Here is a 15,622-nt window from a genome sequence, read left to right as displayed (position 1 = left end):
TGCACTGATATCTGCTTGGGACTTCAAAAGAACACTCAGCGTAAAACCCCGGACAGTTGAACCCCTTCCCCTTCGTTCACAGATACCCACACGCTTCGCCACCAGTGTGAGTAGCCGTCAAACCGGAAAGCGCGGCGCGCAGCGCGCGCCCATTTGCGTGCTTGCACGCAAATTGGGGTGTTTGGCCGTACTGGTTTCGTGAGGTTGTGTGCTTGCCCGAGAACACGGGTGGCGAAGCGTGTGGATGTAGGGGTTCGGAGGGGAAGGGTTTCAGGTGATGGTGGTTATGGCGTCGAGGGTTCTTTTGAAGTCCCAAGCAGATGTCACTGCACGCTCGGGACACTTAAGAATTAGCGGTTGAAAGGCGTTTTCTTTGCTTCGTTTCTTTGTCGCCGTTGGACAAAGAAATGAAGTCCCGCCACGGATAGTGGCTAACAGTGCTAAATAGGACCAACGAACAAGAAACGCGCGAAACCCTAAAAAGCAGGCCCCAGACATGAAACCTGCCCCCCGCATGCCTTAAATCAAGTGCGAACAAAATCCTCGCCCATTAACCAAACCGGTTCATCAAGCTGCACCTCATTAAGATTAACCCCATCCCCCCCCCGATCGACCACAATAAAGTCGCTCACTTCGCCAAGTGCAATCAACGGATGATGCCAGACGCCCTTGGCATAATTAACCCCTTGCCATCCCCGCGTAACAAACGCCCGAACAGCCGAAGGTTCAAGCTCCCCCGCCGGCGCCACCACAACCAGATAAGGCCGATCGTTAAGCGGCACAAACGCCTGACTCCCCAACGGATGCCGCTCAAGCATCGACACCTCAAAAGGCAACACCCGCGGCTGCCCACGAAACAGATTCACGAGCGGCCGCCCGCCCTCATCTTCCACATCAATACGAGCAAGATCGTGAAAACGCATAGTCGTCCCGAGATTGATCGGAATCTGCTTAGCACCCTCGAGCTCGATGACATCGCCGAACGGCTCAAAGGCGGCCTTGGTCAACGGTTCAATCGCCAACTTTTTCATCGTGGAACCTGTTTCGTTTTTAAACACATCACGCCAGCGTGCCGAACAACCGCAAACGCGATACACCGCCATCAGGATAAATGTTGAACCGCACGTGCGTAACAGGACCCAACGCGGCTAGCTCCGCTTCGAACCCATGCTGCTTGTCCATCTGCAACTTCTGCTCGCCAAGCAATACCGGCCAGAACATCGCCTGCGTAACCAGCGAACTATCCGTCCCGCCCGTCACATAAGCAGCCTGCAACGAACACCGGTCAGGATAATTGCCCTTGAAATGCGCTGTATCCACTTCGACCTTCCTGATCACGCCCGGTTGCGCCAGCGCCACGATACACCAGTCATTCCCCGGCTCACGACGCCGCCGCGTCTCCCAGCCATCACCCATATTCACGCCGCGCCCCGGCATCAGCAAGGTCGACGCCAAGCCGAAATGCTGATTGTTCGCGCCTACGATATACGCGCCGTTCTCCATGGCGGCGAGATCAAATAACTCACTGCGGCTCGCGCTGCTCCAGTCAAGCTGCGGCTGACCATAAACGCGCAAGCGGGCAATACCGCCATCGGGATAAATGTTCACGCGCAAATGCGTGAACGGCTGCTCATTCGCGACGTTCACATAGTGATGCGTATTACCCTGCAACGTCATGGACGGCACGATTTCAGTCCACTTCGTCGCCTGATTCGGCGCGCCCTCAGCCACGTGCGCGCCCTCAATAGACGCCGCCGGCGGGAAATTGCCGGTGAAGTGGCTCGTATCGATATCGAACCCCTTGATCACGCCCGGCCGCGCCAGTTTCACCACGCACCAATCGTAACCGCTCACGCGCTTGCGACGGGTCTCCCAGCCGTCCATCCACTTGCCGTTATCGTCGTATTTACCCACGATAAAAACAGCCGGCTCAGGATTCAACATGCGCTCCTTCGGCGCAAAAAAATCGTCGCTGGCTTCGAACGCCTGCGCACCAAGCCGCGGGTCCGCGAGATTCACATAACGGCGCGTGAATTCAGGAGCGTTGGGATCGAGTGTCGGTATGGACATGAGGTTCCTTGATTGAATTGAAGGCGGCGCGCAGGCCTCAGGCGGCGATCAGATCGTCGAGCCTGAAACGCGCTATCCGGTAGATTTGCTGCAGACTTTCGCGCAACTCGACATCGCGGCTGTTATGCAGCCGCGCCTTGAAGTTCGCGATGATGCCGTGACGATCGAACCCGCGCACGGCAAGAATAAAAGGGAAACCGAATTTCTCGCGATAACTCGCGTTAAGCGCCTGCAACGCGTCGAACTCTTCCTGCGTGCAAAGATCGAGCCCCGCGCCGCTCTGCTCCCGCGTGGACTCGTGGGTGAGTTCACCGCGCACAGCGGCCTTACCCGCAAGCTCCGGGTGAGCATTGATCAACGCAAGCTGACGCGTGGCGCTGGCATTATCGACAATGGCTGCCATGGTTGTATAGAGCGCATCGATACTCGCAAATGGACGCTTCATTGCCGCTTCCTCGGCAACCCAACGCGAATGCTCGAAAATGCCCGACAAAGCGACAGCGAAATCGTCCGCGTTCAACGCGTTGAGCTGCTCCAGTGTCATTGGTACGGTCGTCATCACGCGCTTGCTCCGGCCGTTCCTTCGTACGGGTGATGCTCGCGCCAATGACGCGCAATATCCACGCGCCGCGTGACCCAGACGCGATCATGTTGCTCGATGTGATCAAGAAAACGCTGCAGCGCACGGAAGCGCCCGGGACGCCCAAGCAACCTGCAATGCATGCCGATCGACAACATCTTCGGCGTCTCACTCCCTTCCTCATAGAGCACGTCGAAAGCATCGCGCAAATACACAAAGAATTGCTCCGCCGTGTTGAAACCTTGTGGCGTCGCGAAACGCATGTCGTTGGTATCCAGCGTGTAGGGAACGATCAACTGCGGCACCTTCGCGCCGCCGCTCACTTCCACATCCATCCAGAACGGCAGGTCGTCGCCGTAATAATCCGAGTCGTAGAGAAAGCCCCCATGCTCTGCCACCAGCCTGTGCGTGTTGGGACTGTCGCGTCCCGTGTACCAGCCAAGCGGTTTCACGCCCGTTACGCGCTCGATAGCCTGCATGCCAAGACGCATATGCTCCGCTTCCTTCTCGGGCGACATGTCCTGATAGTGAATCCATCGATACCCATGGCACGCAATTTCATGTCCCAGTTCAACGAACGCGCGGCCCAGATCCGGATGACGCTCAATTGCCATGCCAACGCCAAACACGGTCAGCGGCAAGCCGCGCTTTTCGAACTCGCGAAGAATGCGCCATACGCCCGCGCGCGATCCGTATTCGTAAATGGATTCCATGCTCATGTGACGCGAAGGATAAGCCGCCGCGCCCACGATCTCCGACAAGAACTGCTCGGACGCTACATCGCCATGCAGCACGCAGTTTTCTCCGCCCTCCTCGTAATTCAGCACGAATTGCACGGCAATACGCGCATTTCCGGGCCAGTTCGGCTGCACGGGGTGCCGGCCATAGCCGATCAGGTCGCGTGGGTAATTCGATTCGTTCGACATGGCTGGATGAGTGCGTTGAAGTCGATGGAGCCGCGCACGGTGTCCAACAGCACCTTGATGGACCCTGCGCGACGATAGACCAGTTTAGCGAAAACGCATGGCCGCGCCCATATTCATACGCAGATATTGCGAGTCAGGCGGCAGGTATGATCTGCGCTTAGCGGGGGCTATAAATCGCCAGATCTCCATCGTATTGCTTGGGCAAGGGACGCGCATAGTCGCCTCGCTTAGCGGTTTTAAGTCTTAGCGAAATTAACGCCTCCGCCCATTTGACTGCTGTCGTCACGCCCTCTATTACCGGCGCGCCGATTGCATCTTCAATCTCGCGGCAAAACTCAGCCATGCCCGCACACCCAAGGACAATGGATTCCGCGCCGTCTTCCACCAAAGCCTTGCGGCATTCATCGATAATGATCGAGCGCGCCCTGGAACCGGGAACATCGAGGTCGAGCACCGCAACATCGGTTGCACGGACATTCTTGCAGAAACGCTTCATGCCGTAGCGCTCGGCCAGATGCCACGACATCGTGCACGTGCGCTTGAGTGTTGTCACAACTGAAAAGCTCGGCGCAATCACACTAGCCGCATGCATTGCCGCTTCGGCTATTCCTATGACCGGACCACGCGCCAGTTCGCGCGCGGCATACAACGCCGGATCCCCAAAGCATGCAATGACATAGCCATCCATGCCATCGTTCTCTCCCTTCTCTATTTCCTGCAGCAACGCCAGCGAGGCAAGCGCCTCGTCGTAGTAACCCTCAATGGACGGCGGCCCCATCGACGCGCTGACTGAAATGACTTCCGTTCCGTTCGATACCACTTCCCTGGCGCAACGATCCATTGCCTGGGTCATGCGGCTGGTCGTATTGGGATTGATCAGTTTGATGCGCATTTCTTCCTTCTTCGTCACGTGTGGAAATCGCTGTCATGCCGCTCAAGCCAATGCACGGCATGACGGTTTCTCAAGCAAAATTGGACGCTGATTTCTTGTCCGCGATGATCCAGTAAAACACGCCGCCCAATCCTGCCCCGATGAACCAGGAGAAGTTCGCCGAGCCCTGCAGTGCAGGCACCATCACGCATGCAATCGCAATTGCCGCCGCCGGCAACAACGCTATAACCGCGCGCCAGTTGACGCCGTTGTTGTACCAGTAACGTCCCGTCTCCGACGTCGTGTACAACTCTTCCACATTGAACTTGCCTCGCTTCATCAAGTAGAAGTCCACGATCAGCACGCCATACAGCGGTCCGATAAAACTGCCGAGCACGTCGAGCGTGTAATGGATCACAGCAGGGTTGTTGAAAAGATTCCACGGCGTGATGAACACCGACGCCACCGCCGCCATCATGCCGCCCATGCGCCAGCTAATCAAACGCGGTGCAACGTTAGAGAAATCGAAAGCTGGTGAAACGAAGTTCGCGACAATGTTGATGCCAATCGTCGCTATCGTGAAAGTCAGCGCGCCCAGAATGACCGCAGTCGGCTGGTCGATACGGCCCACGGTCTCGACCGGGTCCGTGATCAGTTGGCCGAAGACGGGCAATGTGGCGGCTGTCGTCACCACGGTGACCAGAGAGAATGCGAGGAAGTTGAACGGCAGTCCCCAGAAATTTCCACGCTTTACGCTCTTATAGCTTTTGCAGTATCGCGAGAAGTCGCCGAAATTGAGCATGGGTCCGGAGAAATACGACACGACCAGCGAGATTGCCGTGATCATGACAGGCACGACTTCCATGCCGTGATACTTCACGCCGCCAAGATTCAAGCCAATGTTGCGCCACCCCGCGCGCCACACCATGTAGCCCGCAAGAATGAACATGACGACATAGACCGCCGGTCCTGCGAAGTCGATGAACTTCTTGATCATCTCCATCCCACGCCAGAAAACGACGGCTTGCAGCACCCACAGCAACATGAAGCCTGCCCAGCCCAATGCCGACAATCCGGCGAAGCCGTATTTGTGGACATCGGCGTATGGCATCCATTGCGGCATGAATTTCAGCAGCACGATCACGAGCGCACTCGACGCGAGGAACGTCTGGATGCCATACCACGCGACTGCAATCAGGCCACGGATTACCGCGGGAAGGTTTGCGCCCAACACGCCAAAGGTCGCGCGGCATGCCACGGGATAAGGAACGCCGGCCTGCTGGCTCGGTTTTGCGATCAGGTTGCACAACACATTGACGATACCGATTCCAACCAGCAGCGAAACCAGCACTTGCCAACTCGTGAGGCCCAGTGCGAACAGACTTCCCGCGAACACATAACCGCCCACGCTGTGAACGTCCGACATCCAGAAAGCAAAGATGTTGTATGCGCTCCAGGTCTGATGTTTGAGAGGCGCAAGGTCGTCGTTATAAAGACGATCGCTATATCCGGCCGGATGGTCCGGGTCCCGTCCTGAATCGTCGTAAGCGGGTATTGCAGCACTGCCAGGGGTCGCGCTGAATTGAACCATGACTTCTCCTTGAATGAACTTGGCAATCGCGCCGCTTTGGATTAGCGACTGTGATGCAACGTCGTATATCTAAAGACGCCTTCGCATGGCCTTCGCGCGGCGTTCTTTTCGTCGATTCGTTTAGCGCTCCAGTCACCGTACAAACGTTGGCGCGGACGCAATATGGTTATTCAACACGCGCGCATAGGCGCATGCACTCAGGAAAAGCATGGTGAAGTCACGCATTCATTTAATGCGGACCTTAAGGTTCATTCGACTTTCAGCTAAGACAATCGCATCGCGCCCACGAGTGCGGTCGCGTGCTCATCACATCGCTCAGGCTCTGTTCAGGCGCTTTTCTCGCGCCCAGGCACCTTCGGTTTGGCAAAGACTTCATGCAGATCGACGGCACCGCGTGCGGGTCGATCAAGCATTTTCATTTCCACGTCCTGTAAATGACGCGCCATCAGTTCAGCGGCTTGCGGGGCGTCGCCCGCGTCCAGCGCAGCGAGTATCTCTTCGTGATCCTCAAAACTGCAGGAGCTACGGCCAAGCGACTCGTATAACGCCGATATCAACGTGGAGCGCGCCACGAGCCCAGACAGGCATTCGCATAAAACGGTATTGCCGGTAAGCTGCGCAAGCTCCTTGTGAAACTCTCCAGACAGCCTGATCCACGATGAAAAATCGCGGCTTTCATATGCTTTGCGTTCACGCCCAATGGTGGCGCTGATCGACTTCAAACGACGTGTGCCGTGACCGCTGCAAATGCGCTCGACCACCGCCAATTCCACGATGCGCCGCATCTCGAACACCTCATGCACTTCCTGCACCGAAGGGCTCGCCACGAATGCCCCGCGGTTTGGCTCAAGATCGACCAGGCGCTCGCCCGCGAGTTGTGCAAGGGCTTGACGCACCGTTCCGCGCTTTACATCGAATACTTCGCATAACTGCGCTTCTGTCAGCTTGGCTGCAGGCGCCAGACGATGCTCGAGAATCGCGTCGCGAATGTTCGCCGCGATCGACTCGGCCGTCGCCGCTGCGGCTGGCGCCGCATTGCCGATGACGCTTACCTTCGATAAATCGCTCACTTTGGCTTCGGACATGATCGCGTTCGCTTGTATGTATTGCATCTTATGACGGACATAAAAACTGTCAACAATTTCTGACGAGAAATCGATGATGCTTGCCAGTTTCAACGAGATGCTCCTGCACTAAACCCTTTAAATAAAGGCGTTCGCGACCGAGTTAGGTAGTTTCCCTCATCGTTCAAACGCTTATTTTGTTGACAATCTAAAGCACGAAAGTCGTGCATTTCCGCCCAATCCAAGTGCGCACTTACAAAAAAAGCGCCCCGGGGGCGCTTTCTGTTATTGGCTTTCAATCCGCTCAGGTCAAATGCGGAAAATCGGAAAGCGCGAGCTCAAAACCGTCAGGCTTTGCGACCAGATGCGCAGTCGCACCGAACGGCAACGTCAACAGATCCGGCACATGCCCGAACTGCAATCCGGTCACGACCGGAATCCCAACCAAAGAGCGCACTTGTTCGACCATTGTCTCGAACGTGTAGCCGTTGTCGTATTCAGACAGTTTGACGCCAGTGAACTGGCCCAGCACGAGAGCTTGCTGCCGCGCAAGAATTCCGGACATGTGAAGCTGATAAATCATCCGCTCGACCCGAAACGGATGCTCGTTCACGTCCTCGAGAAACAGAATCCCGCCCTCCACCAGCGGCATGTAAGGCGTGCCAATCAATGACGCGATCATCGCGAGATTGCCACCCCACAGCATGCCGGTTACATCGGCGGATTGCGCTTGTGGGGCATCGCTCGTCACTGTGAGCGACGGCTTCGTGATCGCATTCCAGAAGTGATCCATCGTGAACGTGCTTGGCTCCTCCGCGCCAAAATCGGCGGTGAGCATTGGCCCGCCAAAGGTCTTGATGCCTGCGCGTGCAAATAGCGCGAGCTGAAGGGCCGTGAAGTCGCTATGACCGACAAGCACGACAGGCCGATCACGCAAGCGCCGTTGCAAACCATCGTAGTCGAGGCCGTGCAGGATCCGTGAAGCGCCATAACCGCCTCTGACCGCCAAAACGATTTCCGGCAACGGACGCGATGAATCGGCGAGCCGGTTGATGTCCGACGCGCGCTCGCTGTCCGTGCCGCCGAAGCGCTGATATCTGCGCCATGCGGAAGTCGCGTTTTCGAGCGTATGTCCCTGCTCCTGCAGGCGCGTGATCGCACGTTCAACAGGTTCCAGAGCGGGGTAACCGGAAGGAGCAACCAGATCGATAGTGCGTGCGCGAAGGGTCATGGGCGGGGTAGAAGCGGATCTGTAGGGTCAGCCAGGCCGGCGTTGCGGGCGTCGCGCGCGGCTTTCGTTTCGCGGCGGCGCTCGGCGAAGAAACTGCGTAGCGCGTTGGCGCATTCTTCGCCGAGTATGCCACCGGTAACGGTCGTGTGATGGTTCAGGTTGCCGATGGCAAACGCATCGACAACACTGCCGCACGCGCCTGTCTTGGGGTCGTGCGCACCGAACACCACGCGCGCAATACGCGCATGCATGATCGCGCCGGCGCACATGATGCACGGTTCAAGCGTGACGAACAACTCGCAGCCGGGCAACCGGTAGTTTTCGAGCGCGATGGACGCCGCGCGCAACGCGGCCATTTCAGCGTGTGCCGACGGGTCGTGCGCGCCAATAGGATGATTGAAACCGGTCGAGATCACGTCGTCCCCGCGCACCAGCACCGCGCCAACGGGCACTTCCCCTAGCGCGCGCGCTTTTTCGGCGGCGACTTGCGCGAGCGCCATGAAACGGCGGTCGCGCTCGGCGGCGGTGGAATCGATTTCATCCGCGGATGCAGACTTGGAGACGGCAATCACTTTTGCCCGGCCTGATCGTGCGCGGCGGCGTCGGCGGTCTTTTCCTGCTCCGACCAGCGGTCGGACAGGCGCTGCGCAATGCGCCGCCGATACTCAAGCGGCACCACGGCGCAATTGCCCCGCAATGACTCGAGCGCCATGTCGAGCGCGAGCATCTTGGCCTGCAGTTTGACGCGCGTCGCCGGATCTTCCGCCTCGCCCGCTTCGTTTTGCAGATCGCGCAACGCCCGCAGATGTTCCACGGCAGGAGGCACAAAACCGGCGTTTTTCATAATGCGGTTGGCAACGCGAACTTCTTCGGGGACCAGTGCGTCGTCGTCGAATTCCAGCGGCTCGCCCGCGCCGGGCAGATTGTCGAACTCACCGCGCGCGGCTGCGGCCGAAATTCGCTGTTCGACCAGGGCATCTAGCAGTTTCATCGGCGTTTTAGGTGCCGGCAACCCGGTTTTCGAACGTAGTCGATAAAGCGGGTCGGGCCGGACTGTCACGTTTGGGGTTGCGTTTGAGCTGCGTTGGGCGCCAGCAGGACCTGCGGGCCGCCACGAAAGCCTGATAGCCACGAAAGCGATCCCGGCGTCACGCGCGCTTCGGGGATGCCACCAGCTAACGCCCTATTCTATCAAACGGCTCGCGGCCGCCTGAATCGTCCGTTCTTCGCGTATATCCTTGCGTGGCGAGCAACAAGCTTCGCGTGTATTCATGCGCCACATTCTGCTCCCGCACCGCTTCAACGGGAAGCTGCTCGACAATATCTCCATCGCGCATCACCGCCACGCGCTGACATAAAAATCCGACCACCGCCATGTTGTGGCTGACGAGCATCATGGTGAGATTGCGCTCGCGATGCAGCCGCCGCAGCAGATTCAGGATTTCCGCCTGCACCGATACATCGAGCGCGGATGTCGGTTCATCGAGCAGCAGCACGCGCGGCTCGACGATCAGCGCCCGCGCTATGGCCACGCGCTGGCGCTGTCCGCCCGATAGCTGATGCCCGTACCGGAAGCGAAAGGCCGGTCCAAGACCCACTTCACGCAGTGCGTCGAGGATGCGCTCGTCGTGGCGATCCATGCCATTGATCGACAGCGGTTCGCGCAAGGTCTGGTCGACCGTGAAGCGCGGATACAGCGACCCGTACGGATCCTGAAACACCATTTGCACTTCGCGCCTGAACGCCCGGTCAATGCGCTCGCCAAGCAGATGACGGCCGATGCGCATCGACCCGCTGGCAATGGGCGCGAGCCCGGTCAGCGCACGCAGCACGGTCGACTTGCCCGAGCCAGATTCACCCACGAGCCCGAACACCTCGCCTTCGTCCACATGAAACGTCGCCGAGCGCACCGCGTCGGCAAAACCGGTTTTGGTCTTGAAGCGGACCTGTACCCCGTTTGCATCGATCATCGCGCGGCCTCGGCGAACCAGGCCGCGTCGCGTTGAAGCACGGGCAGTTGATCGGGAGGATTGCGCAGCGGCGGGCTTGCGGCGAGCAAGGCGCGCGTGTACGGATGCTGCGCATGCGCGAGATCTCGCGCCGCGCAGGTTTCAACGACGCGACCGCCGACCATCACCATGACGCGGTCGCAGAACGACATCACGAGCGGCAGGTCGTGGCTGATGAAGATCAAGCCGGTGTTGTGCTTCGCGATCATCTCGTCGAGGACGGCGAGAACTTGCATGGAAACGAGTACGTCGAGCGCGCTGGTGGGTTCGTCGGCGATCAGCAATTTCGGGCCCGATGAAACCATCATCGCAATCATCACGCGCTGGCCCATGCCGCCGGAAAGCTCATGCGGATATGCATCGGCGACGCGCCGCGGATCACGTATATGCACGGCCGCCAGCGCCTCGACAATGCGCTCACGCATTGCCTTCGCACTCGACTTTGGCGATTGCCGCCCGAACGCCTCGCGCATTTGCTGCGCAACGGTCATGACCGGATTCAGCGAATACTTGGGGTCCTGCAGGATCATGCTCATCTGCGTGCCGCACAAACGCCGCCGCTCTTTCGGATGCATGGCTAGAAGGTCCTGATTTTCGATGCGCATGGCGTCGGCCGACCAACGCGCCGATGCCGGCAGGAGCCCGAGCAACGCGCGGCCCGTCAACGATTTACCCGATCCCGATTCGCCGACAATCCCAAGCCGCTCGCCCTTTGCAAGCGTCAGCGAAACGCCGCGCACGGCTTCGGTCAGCGAGCCGTCGTGAGCCTCGAATGCAATACGCAGGTTATCGATTTCGCAAAGCTTGCCGGCTTGCATGTCAGCCTCCCTGACGAGGATCGAAGACATCGCGCAGGCCGTCGCCGAGCAGATTGAACGCAAGGCTGACCAGCAGAATTGCAATGCCCGGAATGGTTGCGACCCACCACGCATCGAGCAGCACGCCGCGTCCCGACGCCACCATGAAGCCCCATTCGGGACTCGGCGGCTGCGCGCCAAGCCCCAGAAAACCCAGCCCTGCAACGGTCAGGATGATGCCCGCCATGTCAAGCGTCGCGCGAACGATCACCGACGACGAACACATGGGCACGATATAACGCAACAAGATCCGCATGGACGACGCCCCTTGCAGGCGCGCAACGTGAATGAAATCGGCTTGCACGAGACGCAGCGTTTCGGCCCGAGCGAGACGCGCATACGGCGGCCACGCCGTGATGGAAATCGCGATTACCGCGTTGATCACGCCCGGCCCGAGCGCGGCCGCAAACGCGAGCGCCAGCACGATCTTCGGAAACGCAAGCGCAATGTCGGTGAGACGCATGAGGACGGTATCGATGAATCCGCCGCAGAAACCCGCCGCCGTGCCGATCAGCAATCCCACGGGCACCACCAACACCACGACCAGGATCGCAATGCTCAACGTCAGCCGCGATCCAATGACGAGGCGCGCGAGGATATCCCTGCCGAGTTGATCGGTGCCGAACCAATGCGAAGGCGAACCCGGCGGCAGCAAACGGTCGCCAAGCACCTGGCGCAAGGGATCGTGAAGTGGAAGCAACGGACCGATTGCGGCGAACGCAATCAGCAAAAGCAAGATCGCGAGTCCGAACACGCTGAGCGGATTGCTCGAAAACCGCCGCCAGCGCCGATACGTCAACCCCAGCGCAGCCTGCCTGCGGGACGCGGGTGTGTCAGTCAACAGCCACGCCTGCCAGTCCCTGCGCGGTTTCGTCATTGGAGTCGAATCGGTAGATGGAAGCACGTCATGAACCTTTGGCGTTCATTGAGCGCGTGGATCGAATACTCGATACAGCGCGTCCGTCAGCAAATTGAGCGTGATGAATGTCGCGCCGATCACCAGCGTGCTGCCGAGCACGGCGTTCATGTCGGCGTTGAGCAGCGCACCCGTCAAATATGAACCTATACCCGGCCACGCAAACACGATTTCGGTGAGGACCGACCCTTCGAGCAAATAGCTATAAGCGAGCGCGATCACGGTCAGCAACGGCACCGCGATATTGCCGAACGCATGACGCCAGATCACGCGGCGCTCGCTCAGACCCATCGCGCGCGCCGTCACAATGTATTCCTGGCTCAACTGTTCGAGCATGAAGGATCGCGTCATGCGGCTCAGGTATGCAATGGAATAGAACGCGAGAATGGCAGTGGGCAGCACGATATGCGAGAGCGCATTTTTCAGCACGTCCCATTCGCCTGCAATGATGGAATCGATCAGCAGACTGCCGGTGCGTGTATCGACCAGGCCATCGTAGAGCGGATCAATGCGGCCCGGTCCGGATACCCAGTGTAATTTGGCATAGAACAACAGCAGGCCCATCAGCGCAAGCCAGAACACCGGTAACGAGCTTCCCGCCAGTCCGATGAACCTCGCGACGTGATCGATCCAGCGGTTGTGCTTTACCGCGGCGGCCACGCCAAGCGGCACACCAATCACAATGCCCATGAAAGTGGACAGCGTGGCAAGTTCGAGAGTTGCGGGAAAGACGCGCTTGATGTCATCGACAACCGGGTTTGACGTCAGCAGCGACATGCCCAGATTGCCGTGCAGCACGTCACGTACATAGATGAAAAACTGAACGATCAACGGCTTGTCGAGCCCGAGCGCGAGACGCGCCGCTGCGTAGGCCTGCGGCGAAGCCCGCTCGCCGAGCATGGCGAGCAGCGGATCGATAGGAATCTTTCGTCCGATAAAAAACGTCACGCCCAGCAACCCGATAAAAGTCACCGCGAGCATCAACATCCAGTGCACGAGCAACCATCCGCGGCGCACGCCGGCATGACCGGCAAGCACACCGCGCGCACGTTGGAAAATGGTAAGCCGCGCCGCCACGCTCATTGTTTCTTCAGGTCACGATATGACACCAGATCGAAGATCGGCCCCACTTCCAGTCCGGTCACACCCGGCCGGACCGCGACCTGCGAGACCTTCTGGAACATGATCACGAAGGGCGAATGGTCAAGCACTTCCTTTTGCATCGCTTCGTAGCGCTGCGCGCGTTTCGCGGTCGACGATTCCTCGAGCGCGGCCTGCGTCTCTTTCGTCAATTGCGGAATGTCCCACGAATTGCGCCATGCAAGCATCTTGAAGCTGGAGTTGTCGGAGTTATCCGGATTCCACGCGAAGCCCTGCGCATTGCTATGCGGATCGATATAGTCAGCCGACCATTCACCGATATAGATATCGTGCTGACGCGCCCGATATTTGCCAAGCGTCTGCTTGTTGTCGCTTGAGATCAATTCGACCTTGATACCGCCTTGCGCCAGATTCGCCTGCACCGCCTGCGCGATTTCGCCATAAGGCGAGTCGTTGCGCACGTCCATCTTCACGGTGAATCCGTTCGGAACGCCGGCCTTCGCGAGCAGCGCCTTCGCCTTTGCAACGTCCTGATGATACGGGTTGGTGTTCAGCGCACCGAGAAATCCCTCGGGCAGAAACGCCTCGTGAACCTTGTAAGTCGTGCGCACGATATTGTGCTGAATGCCGTTGTAGTCGATGAGCCATTTCATGGCTTCCTGCACGTCCGGCTTCGCAAGATTCGGGTTCTTGTTGTTCAAGCCGAGATACATCAGCGTCGCCTGCGGAACCGAGGTCACGCGAATCGTGCCCTTCTTCGTGAGCGTGACGAGGTCATCCGAACTCAGGTCGCGTGCCACATCAATATCGCCGTTCTCTATCATCAGGCGCTGGCTCGACGCTTCGGGCACATGCCGCATCACAATACGCTTCATGGCAAGCGGCACGCGATAACCATCGAAACGCTGAAGCACGACGCTGTCGTTCGCGGTCCACTTCACGAGCTTGTACGCGCCCGACCCCGCCTCGTTCGTCTTCAGCCACTCGTTGCCAAAATCGTTACCCTTGGCGTGCGATTCAAGCAGTTTTCGGTCGAGCACGGAAGCTGGCCATGAACCGAGCACGTTCAGCACGAAAGTCGGCGCGTACTTCTGGTCGGTCGTAATGGAGACCGTTGTATCGTCGATTTTCTTCACGTTCTGCAGCGCGTTTGCCTTGGTCAGCCCAATGCCGGCCGGCACGGCCGCCGCGCCTTTGTCGAGCAATGCGGTGCGCTGGATCGACCATGCCACGTCGTCAGCGGTGAGCGGATTGCCCGAGTGGAACTTGAGACCCGGCCTGATCTTGAACGTGAACGTCAATCCGTCCTGGCTCACGGCCCATGATTGCGCCACGTCGCCATTGAAGCGCGCCGGGTCTTTCAGATCAACGCGAATCAGGCGATCGTAGGTGTTCGCGACGTATTCCTGTGGCACCAGTTCATAGATCTCACCAGGATCGAGGGTGGTGAATTCATCGAGCAGGGTCGCCATTACCAGCATGTCCTTCGGCGTGGCCGCGTTTGCAAAGCTCATGCTGGTCAAGCTTAGAATAGACATCATCGTGATGGTTGCCAGCGCGTCACGCAATGCTCGTTTCATACTCGCTCCGTGGAAGTTGAGAGTGTCCCTGCTGTGCTTTTACATCAGGCGCAAAGGACCACTGTCCGCATTATCGATAACAGGAAGCTCGCGCGAGCCCGGCAATTCGTAGTGCCACCACTCACTCGGAATATGCGTGAAGCCCGCGCCGTGCATCACGCCAAGCAAGAGCGTGCGGTTGCGTTGCACATGTTCGGGTAAGCCCGCATGGAAGTGCTCGGAGGCCACCGACATTTCGTCGAAACCAGTGCCCATGTCTAGGTCCTGACCGCTGGCGTCGACCAGGGTAAGGTCGACCGCCGTGCCGCGGCTGTGGTTCGAGCCGCGCTTCAGGTCCGCTATATAAGTCGGGTCAGGCAGGAAGTCCCACAACACTTGCTGCGCTTGCGGCGGCCGGTAGGCATCGAAAATCCTGAGCGTCATGCCAATATGCCCAGCCAGTTCGACAGCCTTTTTCAGCGCGGTTTCAGCAGGGCTCAGCAGCAGGCAGTGCGCCGCCTTGTAGATCGGTTTGCCGGTGAGATTGCGGTCGGTTGCGTAGACCAGGTCGATGGCAACGCAATGCGTGTCGGGCGTGATTAACTGCAAACGGTGGTCGGGCATCGGCGATGTAGTTTCGAAGCTCACGAGTACGTGCGGTGCCGGTATTGTTTATCAAAACACAGGCTTTGTGGGTGAATGTGCAGACTCGCCACATCTGGCGTCAGCGCTTGCGCCCGGTTTTTACACTGGCAGCCGATATTAAACCTGGCGCTTTCACACTCCAAGTGCAACAGCGGGGTCAATGACAATGCCGTGCTTGGCGCAGTTTTCAATAAAGACCTCA

17 protein-coding genes are annotated in these 15,622 nt (G+C 58.6%); all 17 read right to left on the bottom strand.

From position 1 onward, the window contains the following. Window positions 1-524 precede the first annotated feature (524 nt). A complete protein-coding gene (locus AWB64_RS19605; RefSeq protein ID WP_060857100.1) occupies window positions 525-1,031 on the bottom strand; it encodes an ureidoglycolate lyase in 507 nt (168 codons plus the stop codon). A 28-nt stretch (window positions 1,032-1,059) separates the two neighbouring features. Then, entirely contained in the window at window positions 1,060-2,070 is a 1,011-nt protein-coding gene (gene alc, locus AWB64_RS19600; RefSeq protein WP_060857099.1) for an allantoicase, read from the bottom strand. 37 nt (window positions 2,071-2,107) lie between these two features. Beyond that, on the bottom strand, window positions 2,108-2,629 hold the full coding sequence (gene uraD, locus AWB64_RS19595; protein WP_060857098.1) for a 2-oxo-4-hydroxy-4-carboxy-5-ureidoimidazoline decarboxylase: 522 nt from the start codon (window positions 2,627-2,629) through the stop codon (window positions 2,108-2,110). Further along, window positions 2,629-3,576, bottom strand: a complete 948-nt coding sequence (gene puuE, locus AWB64_RS19590; RefSeq protein ID WP_060857097.1) for an allantoinase PuuE — start codon at window positions 3,574-3,576, stop codon at window positions 2,629-2,631. The genes uraD and puuE overlap by 1 nt, the downstream gene beginning before the upstream one ends. Before the next feature lie 157 nt (window positions 3,577-3,733). Then, window positions 3,734-4,468, bottom strand: a complete 735-nt coding sequence (locus AWB64_RS19585) for an aspartate/glutamate racemase family protein (protein ID WP_060857096.1) — start codon at window positions 4,466-4,468, stop codon at window positions 3,734-3,736. 70 nt (window positions 4,469-4,538) lie between these two features. Continuing rightward, a complete protein-coding gene (locus tag AWB64_RS19580) occupies window positions 4,539-6,038 on the bottom strand; it encodes an NCS1 family nucleobase:cation symporter-1 (protein WP_060857095.1) in 1,500 nt (499 codons plus the stop codon). 326 nt (window positions 6,039-6,364) lie between these two features. Further along, window positions 6,365-7,123 (bottom strand): GntR family transcriptional regulator, encoded by a 759-nt coding sequence (locus AWB64_RS19575; RefSeq protein ID WP_060857241.1) that lies wholly within the window; start codon window positions 7,121-7,123, stop codon window positions 6,365-6,367. Between the two features lie 283 nt (window positions 7,124-7,406). After that, a complete protein-coding gene (ldcA, locus tag AWB64_RS19570; RefSeq protein ID WP_060857094.1) occupies window positions 7,407-8,333 on the bottom strand; it encodes a muramoyltetrapeptide carboxypeptidase in 927 nt (308 codons plus the stop codon). Next, a complete protein-coding gene (gene tadA, locus AWB64_RS19565; protein ID WP_374728638.1) occupies window positions 8,330-8,902 on the bottom strand; it encodes a tRNA adenosine(34) deaminase TadA in 573 nt (190 codons plus the stop codon). The genes ldcA and tadA overlap by 4 nt, the downstream gene beginning before the upstream one ends. After that, entirely contained in the window at window positions 8,902-9,324 is a 423-nt protein-coding gene (locus AWB64_RS19560) for a DnaJ family domain-containing protein (protein WP_060857092.1), read from the bottom strand. The genes tadA and AWB64_RS19560 overlap by 1 nt, the downstream gene beginning before the upstream one ends. Before the next feature lie 184 nt (window positions 9,325-9,508). Continuing rightward, on the bottom strand, window positions 9,509-10,303 hold the full coding sequence (locus AWB64_RS19555) for an ABC transporter ATP-binding protein (protein ID WP_060857091.1): 795 nt from the start codon (window positions 10,301-10,303) through the stop codon (window positions 9,509-9,511). Next, window positions 10,300-11,160: an ABC transporter ATP-binding protein gene (locus AWB64_RS19550; protein WP_208603292.1), complete on the bottom strand. Its 861-nt coding sequence runs from the start codon at window positions 11,158-11,160 to the stop codon at window positions 10,300-10,302. Before AWB64_RS19550 ends, AWB64_RS19555 begins: the two co-directional genes overlap by 4 nt. A 1-nt stretch (window position 11,161) precedes the next feature. Next, window positions 11,162-12,076: an ABC transporter permease gene (locus AWB64_RS19545; protein ID WP_060857089.1), complete on the bottom strand. Its 915-nt coding sequence runs from the start codon at window positions 12,074-12,076 to the stop codon at window positions 11,162-11,164. 45 nt (window positions 12,077-12,121) lie between these two features. After that, window positions 12,122-13,102 carry an ABC transporter permease gene (locus AWB64_RS19540; protein WP_244164125.1) on the bottom strand — a complete coding sequence of 327 codons (981 nt, stop codon included), beginning with the start codon at window positions 13,100-13,102 and terminating at the stop codon, window positions 12,122-12,124. Window positions 13,103-13,194: 92 nt separating this feature from the next. Further along, window positions 13,195-14,757, bottom strand: coding sequence for an ABC transporter substrate-binding protein (locus AWB64_RS19535; RefSeq protein WP_374728637.1), 1,563 nt, complete (start codon window positions 14,755-14,757; stop codon window positions 13,195-13,197). Window positions 14,758-14,835: 78 nt separating this feature from the next. Continuing rightward, window positions 14,836-15,399, bottom strand: a complete 564-nt coding sequence (ddpX, locus tag AWB64_RS19530) for a D-alanyl-D-alanine dipeptidase (protein ID WP_060857240.1) — start codon at window positions 15,397-15,399, stop codon at window positions 14,836-14,838. 20 nt (window positions 15,400-15,419) lie between these two features. Beyond that, a partial coding sequence (locus AWB64_RS32060) for a hypothetical protein (RefSeq protein WP_208603291.1) occupies window positions 15,420-15,622 on the bottom strand: 203 nt, incomplete at its 5' end.

Source organism: Caballeronia sordidicola (genome assembly GCF_001544455.2).
GTDB classification, from domain to species: domain Bacteria; phylum Pseudomonadota; class Gammaproteobacteria; order Burkholderiales; family Burkholderiaceae; genus Caballeronia; species Caballeronia sordidicola.
This window is presented reverse-complemented; position numbering and strand designations above follow the sequence as displayed.

Coding starts and splice junctions, on each gene's coding strand:
- AWB64_RS19605 (WP_060857100.1), bottom strand. CDS start 1,031: ATGAAAAAGTTGGCGATTGAACCGTTGACCAAGGCCGCCTTTGAGCCG.
- alc (WP_060857099.1), bottom strand. CDS start 2,070: ATGTCCATACCGACACTCGATCCCAACGCTCCTGAATTCACGCGCCGT.
- uraD (WP_060857098.1), bottom strand. CDS start 2,629: ATGACGACCGTACCAATGACACTGGAGCAGCTCAACGCGTTGAACGCG.
- puuE (WP_060857097.1), bottom strand. CDS start 3,576: ATGTCGAACGAATCGAATTACCCACGCGACCTGATCGGCTATGGCCGG.
- AWB64_RS19585 (WP_060857096.1), bottom strand. CDS start 4,468: ATGCGCATCAAACTGATCAATCCCAATACGACCAGCCGCATGACCCAG.
- AWB64_RS19580 (WP_060857095.1), bottom strand. CDS start 6,038: ATGGTTCAATTCAGCGCGACCCCTGGCAGTGCTGCAATACCCGCTTAC.
- AWB64_RS19575 (WP_060857241.1), bottom strand. CDS start 7,123: ATGTCCGAAGCCAAAGTGAGCGATTTATCGAAGGTAAGCGTCATCGGC.
- ldcA (WP_060857094.1), bottom strand. CDS start 8,333: ATGACCCTTCGCGCACGCACTATCGATCTGGTTGCTCCTTCCGGTTAC.
- AWB64_RS19560 (WP_060857092.1), bottom strand. CDS start 9,324: ATGAAACTGCTAGATGCCCTGGTCGAACAGCGAATTTCGGCCGCAGCC.
- AWB64_RS19555 (WP_060857091.1), bottom strand. CDS start 10,303: ATGATCGATGCAAACGGGGTACAGGTCCGCTTCAAGACCAAAACCGGT.
- AWB64_RS19550 (WP_208603292.1), bottom strand. CDS start 11,160: ATGCAAGCCGGCAAGCTTTGCGAAATCGATAACCTGCGTATTGCATTC.
- AWB64_RS19545 (WP_060857089.1), bottom strand. CDS start 12,076: ATGACGAAACCGCGCAGGGACTGGCAGGCGTGGCTGTTGACTGACACA.
- AWB64_RS19540 (WP_244164125.1), bottom strand. CDS start 13,102: ATGTTGATGCTCGCGGTGACTTTTATCGGGTTGCTGGGCGTGACGTTT.
- AWB64_RS19535 (WP_374728637.1), bottom strand. CDS start 14,757: ATGATGTCTATTCTAAGCTTGACCAGCATGAGCTTTGCAAACGCGGCC.
- ddpX (WP_060857240.1), bottom strand. CDS start 15,399: ATGCCCGACCACCGTTTGCAGTTAATCACGCCCGACACGCATTGCGTT.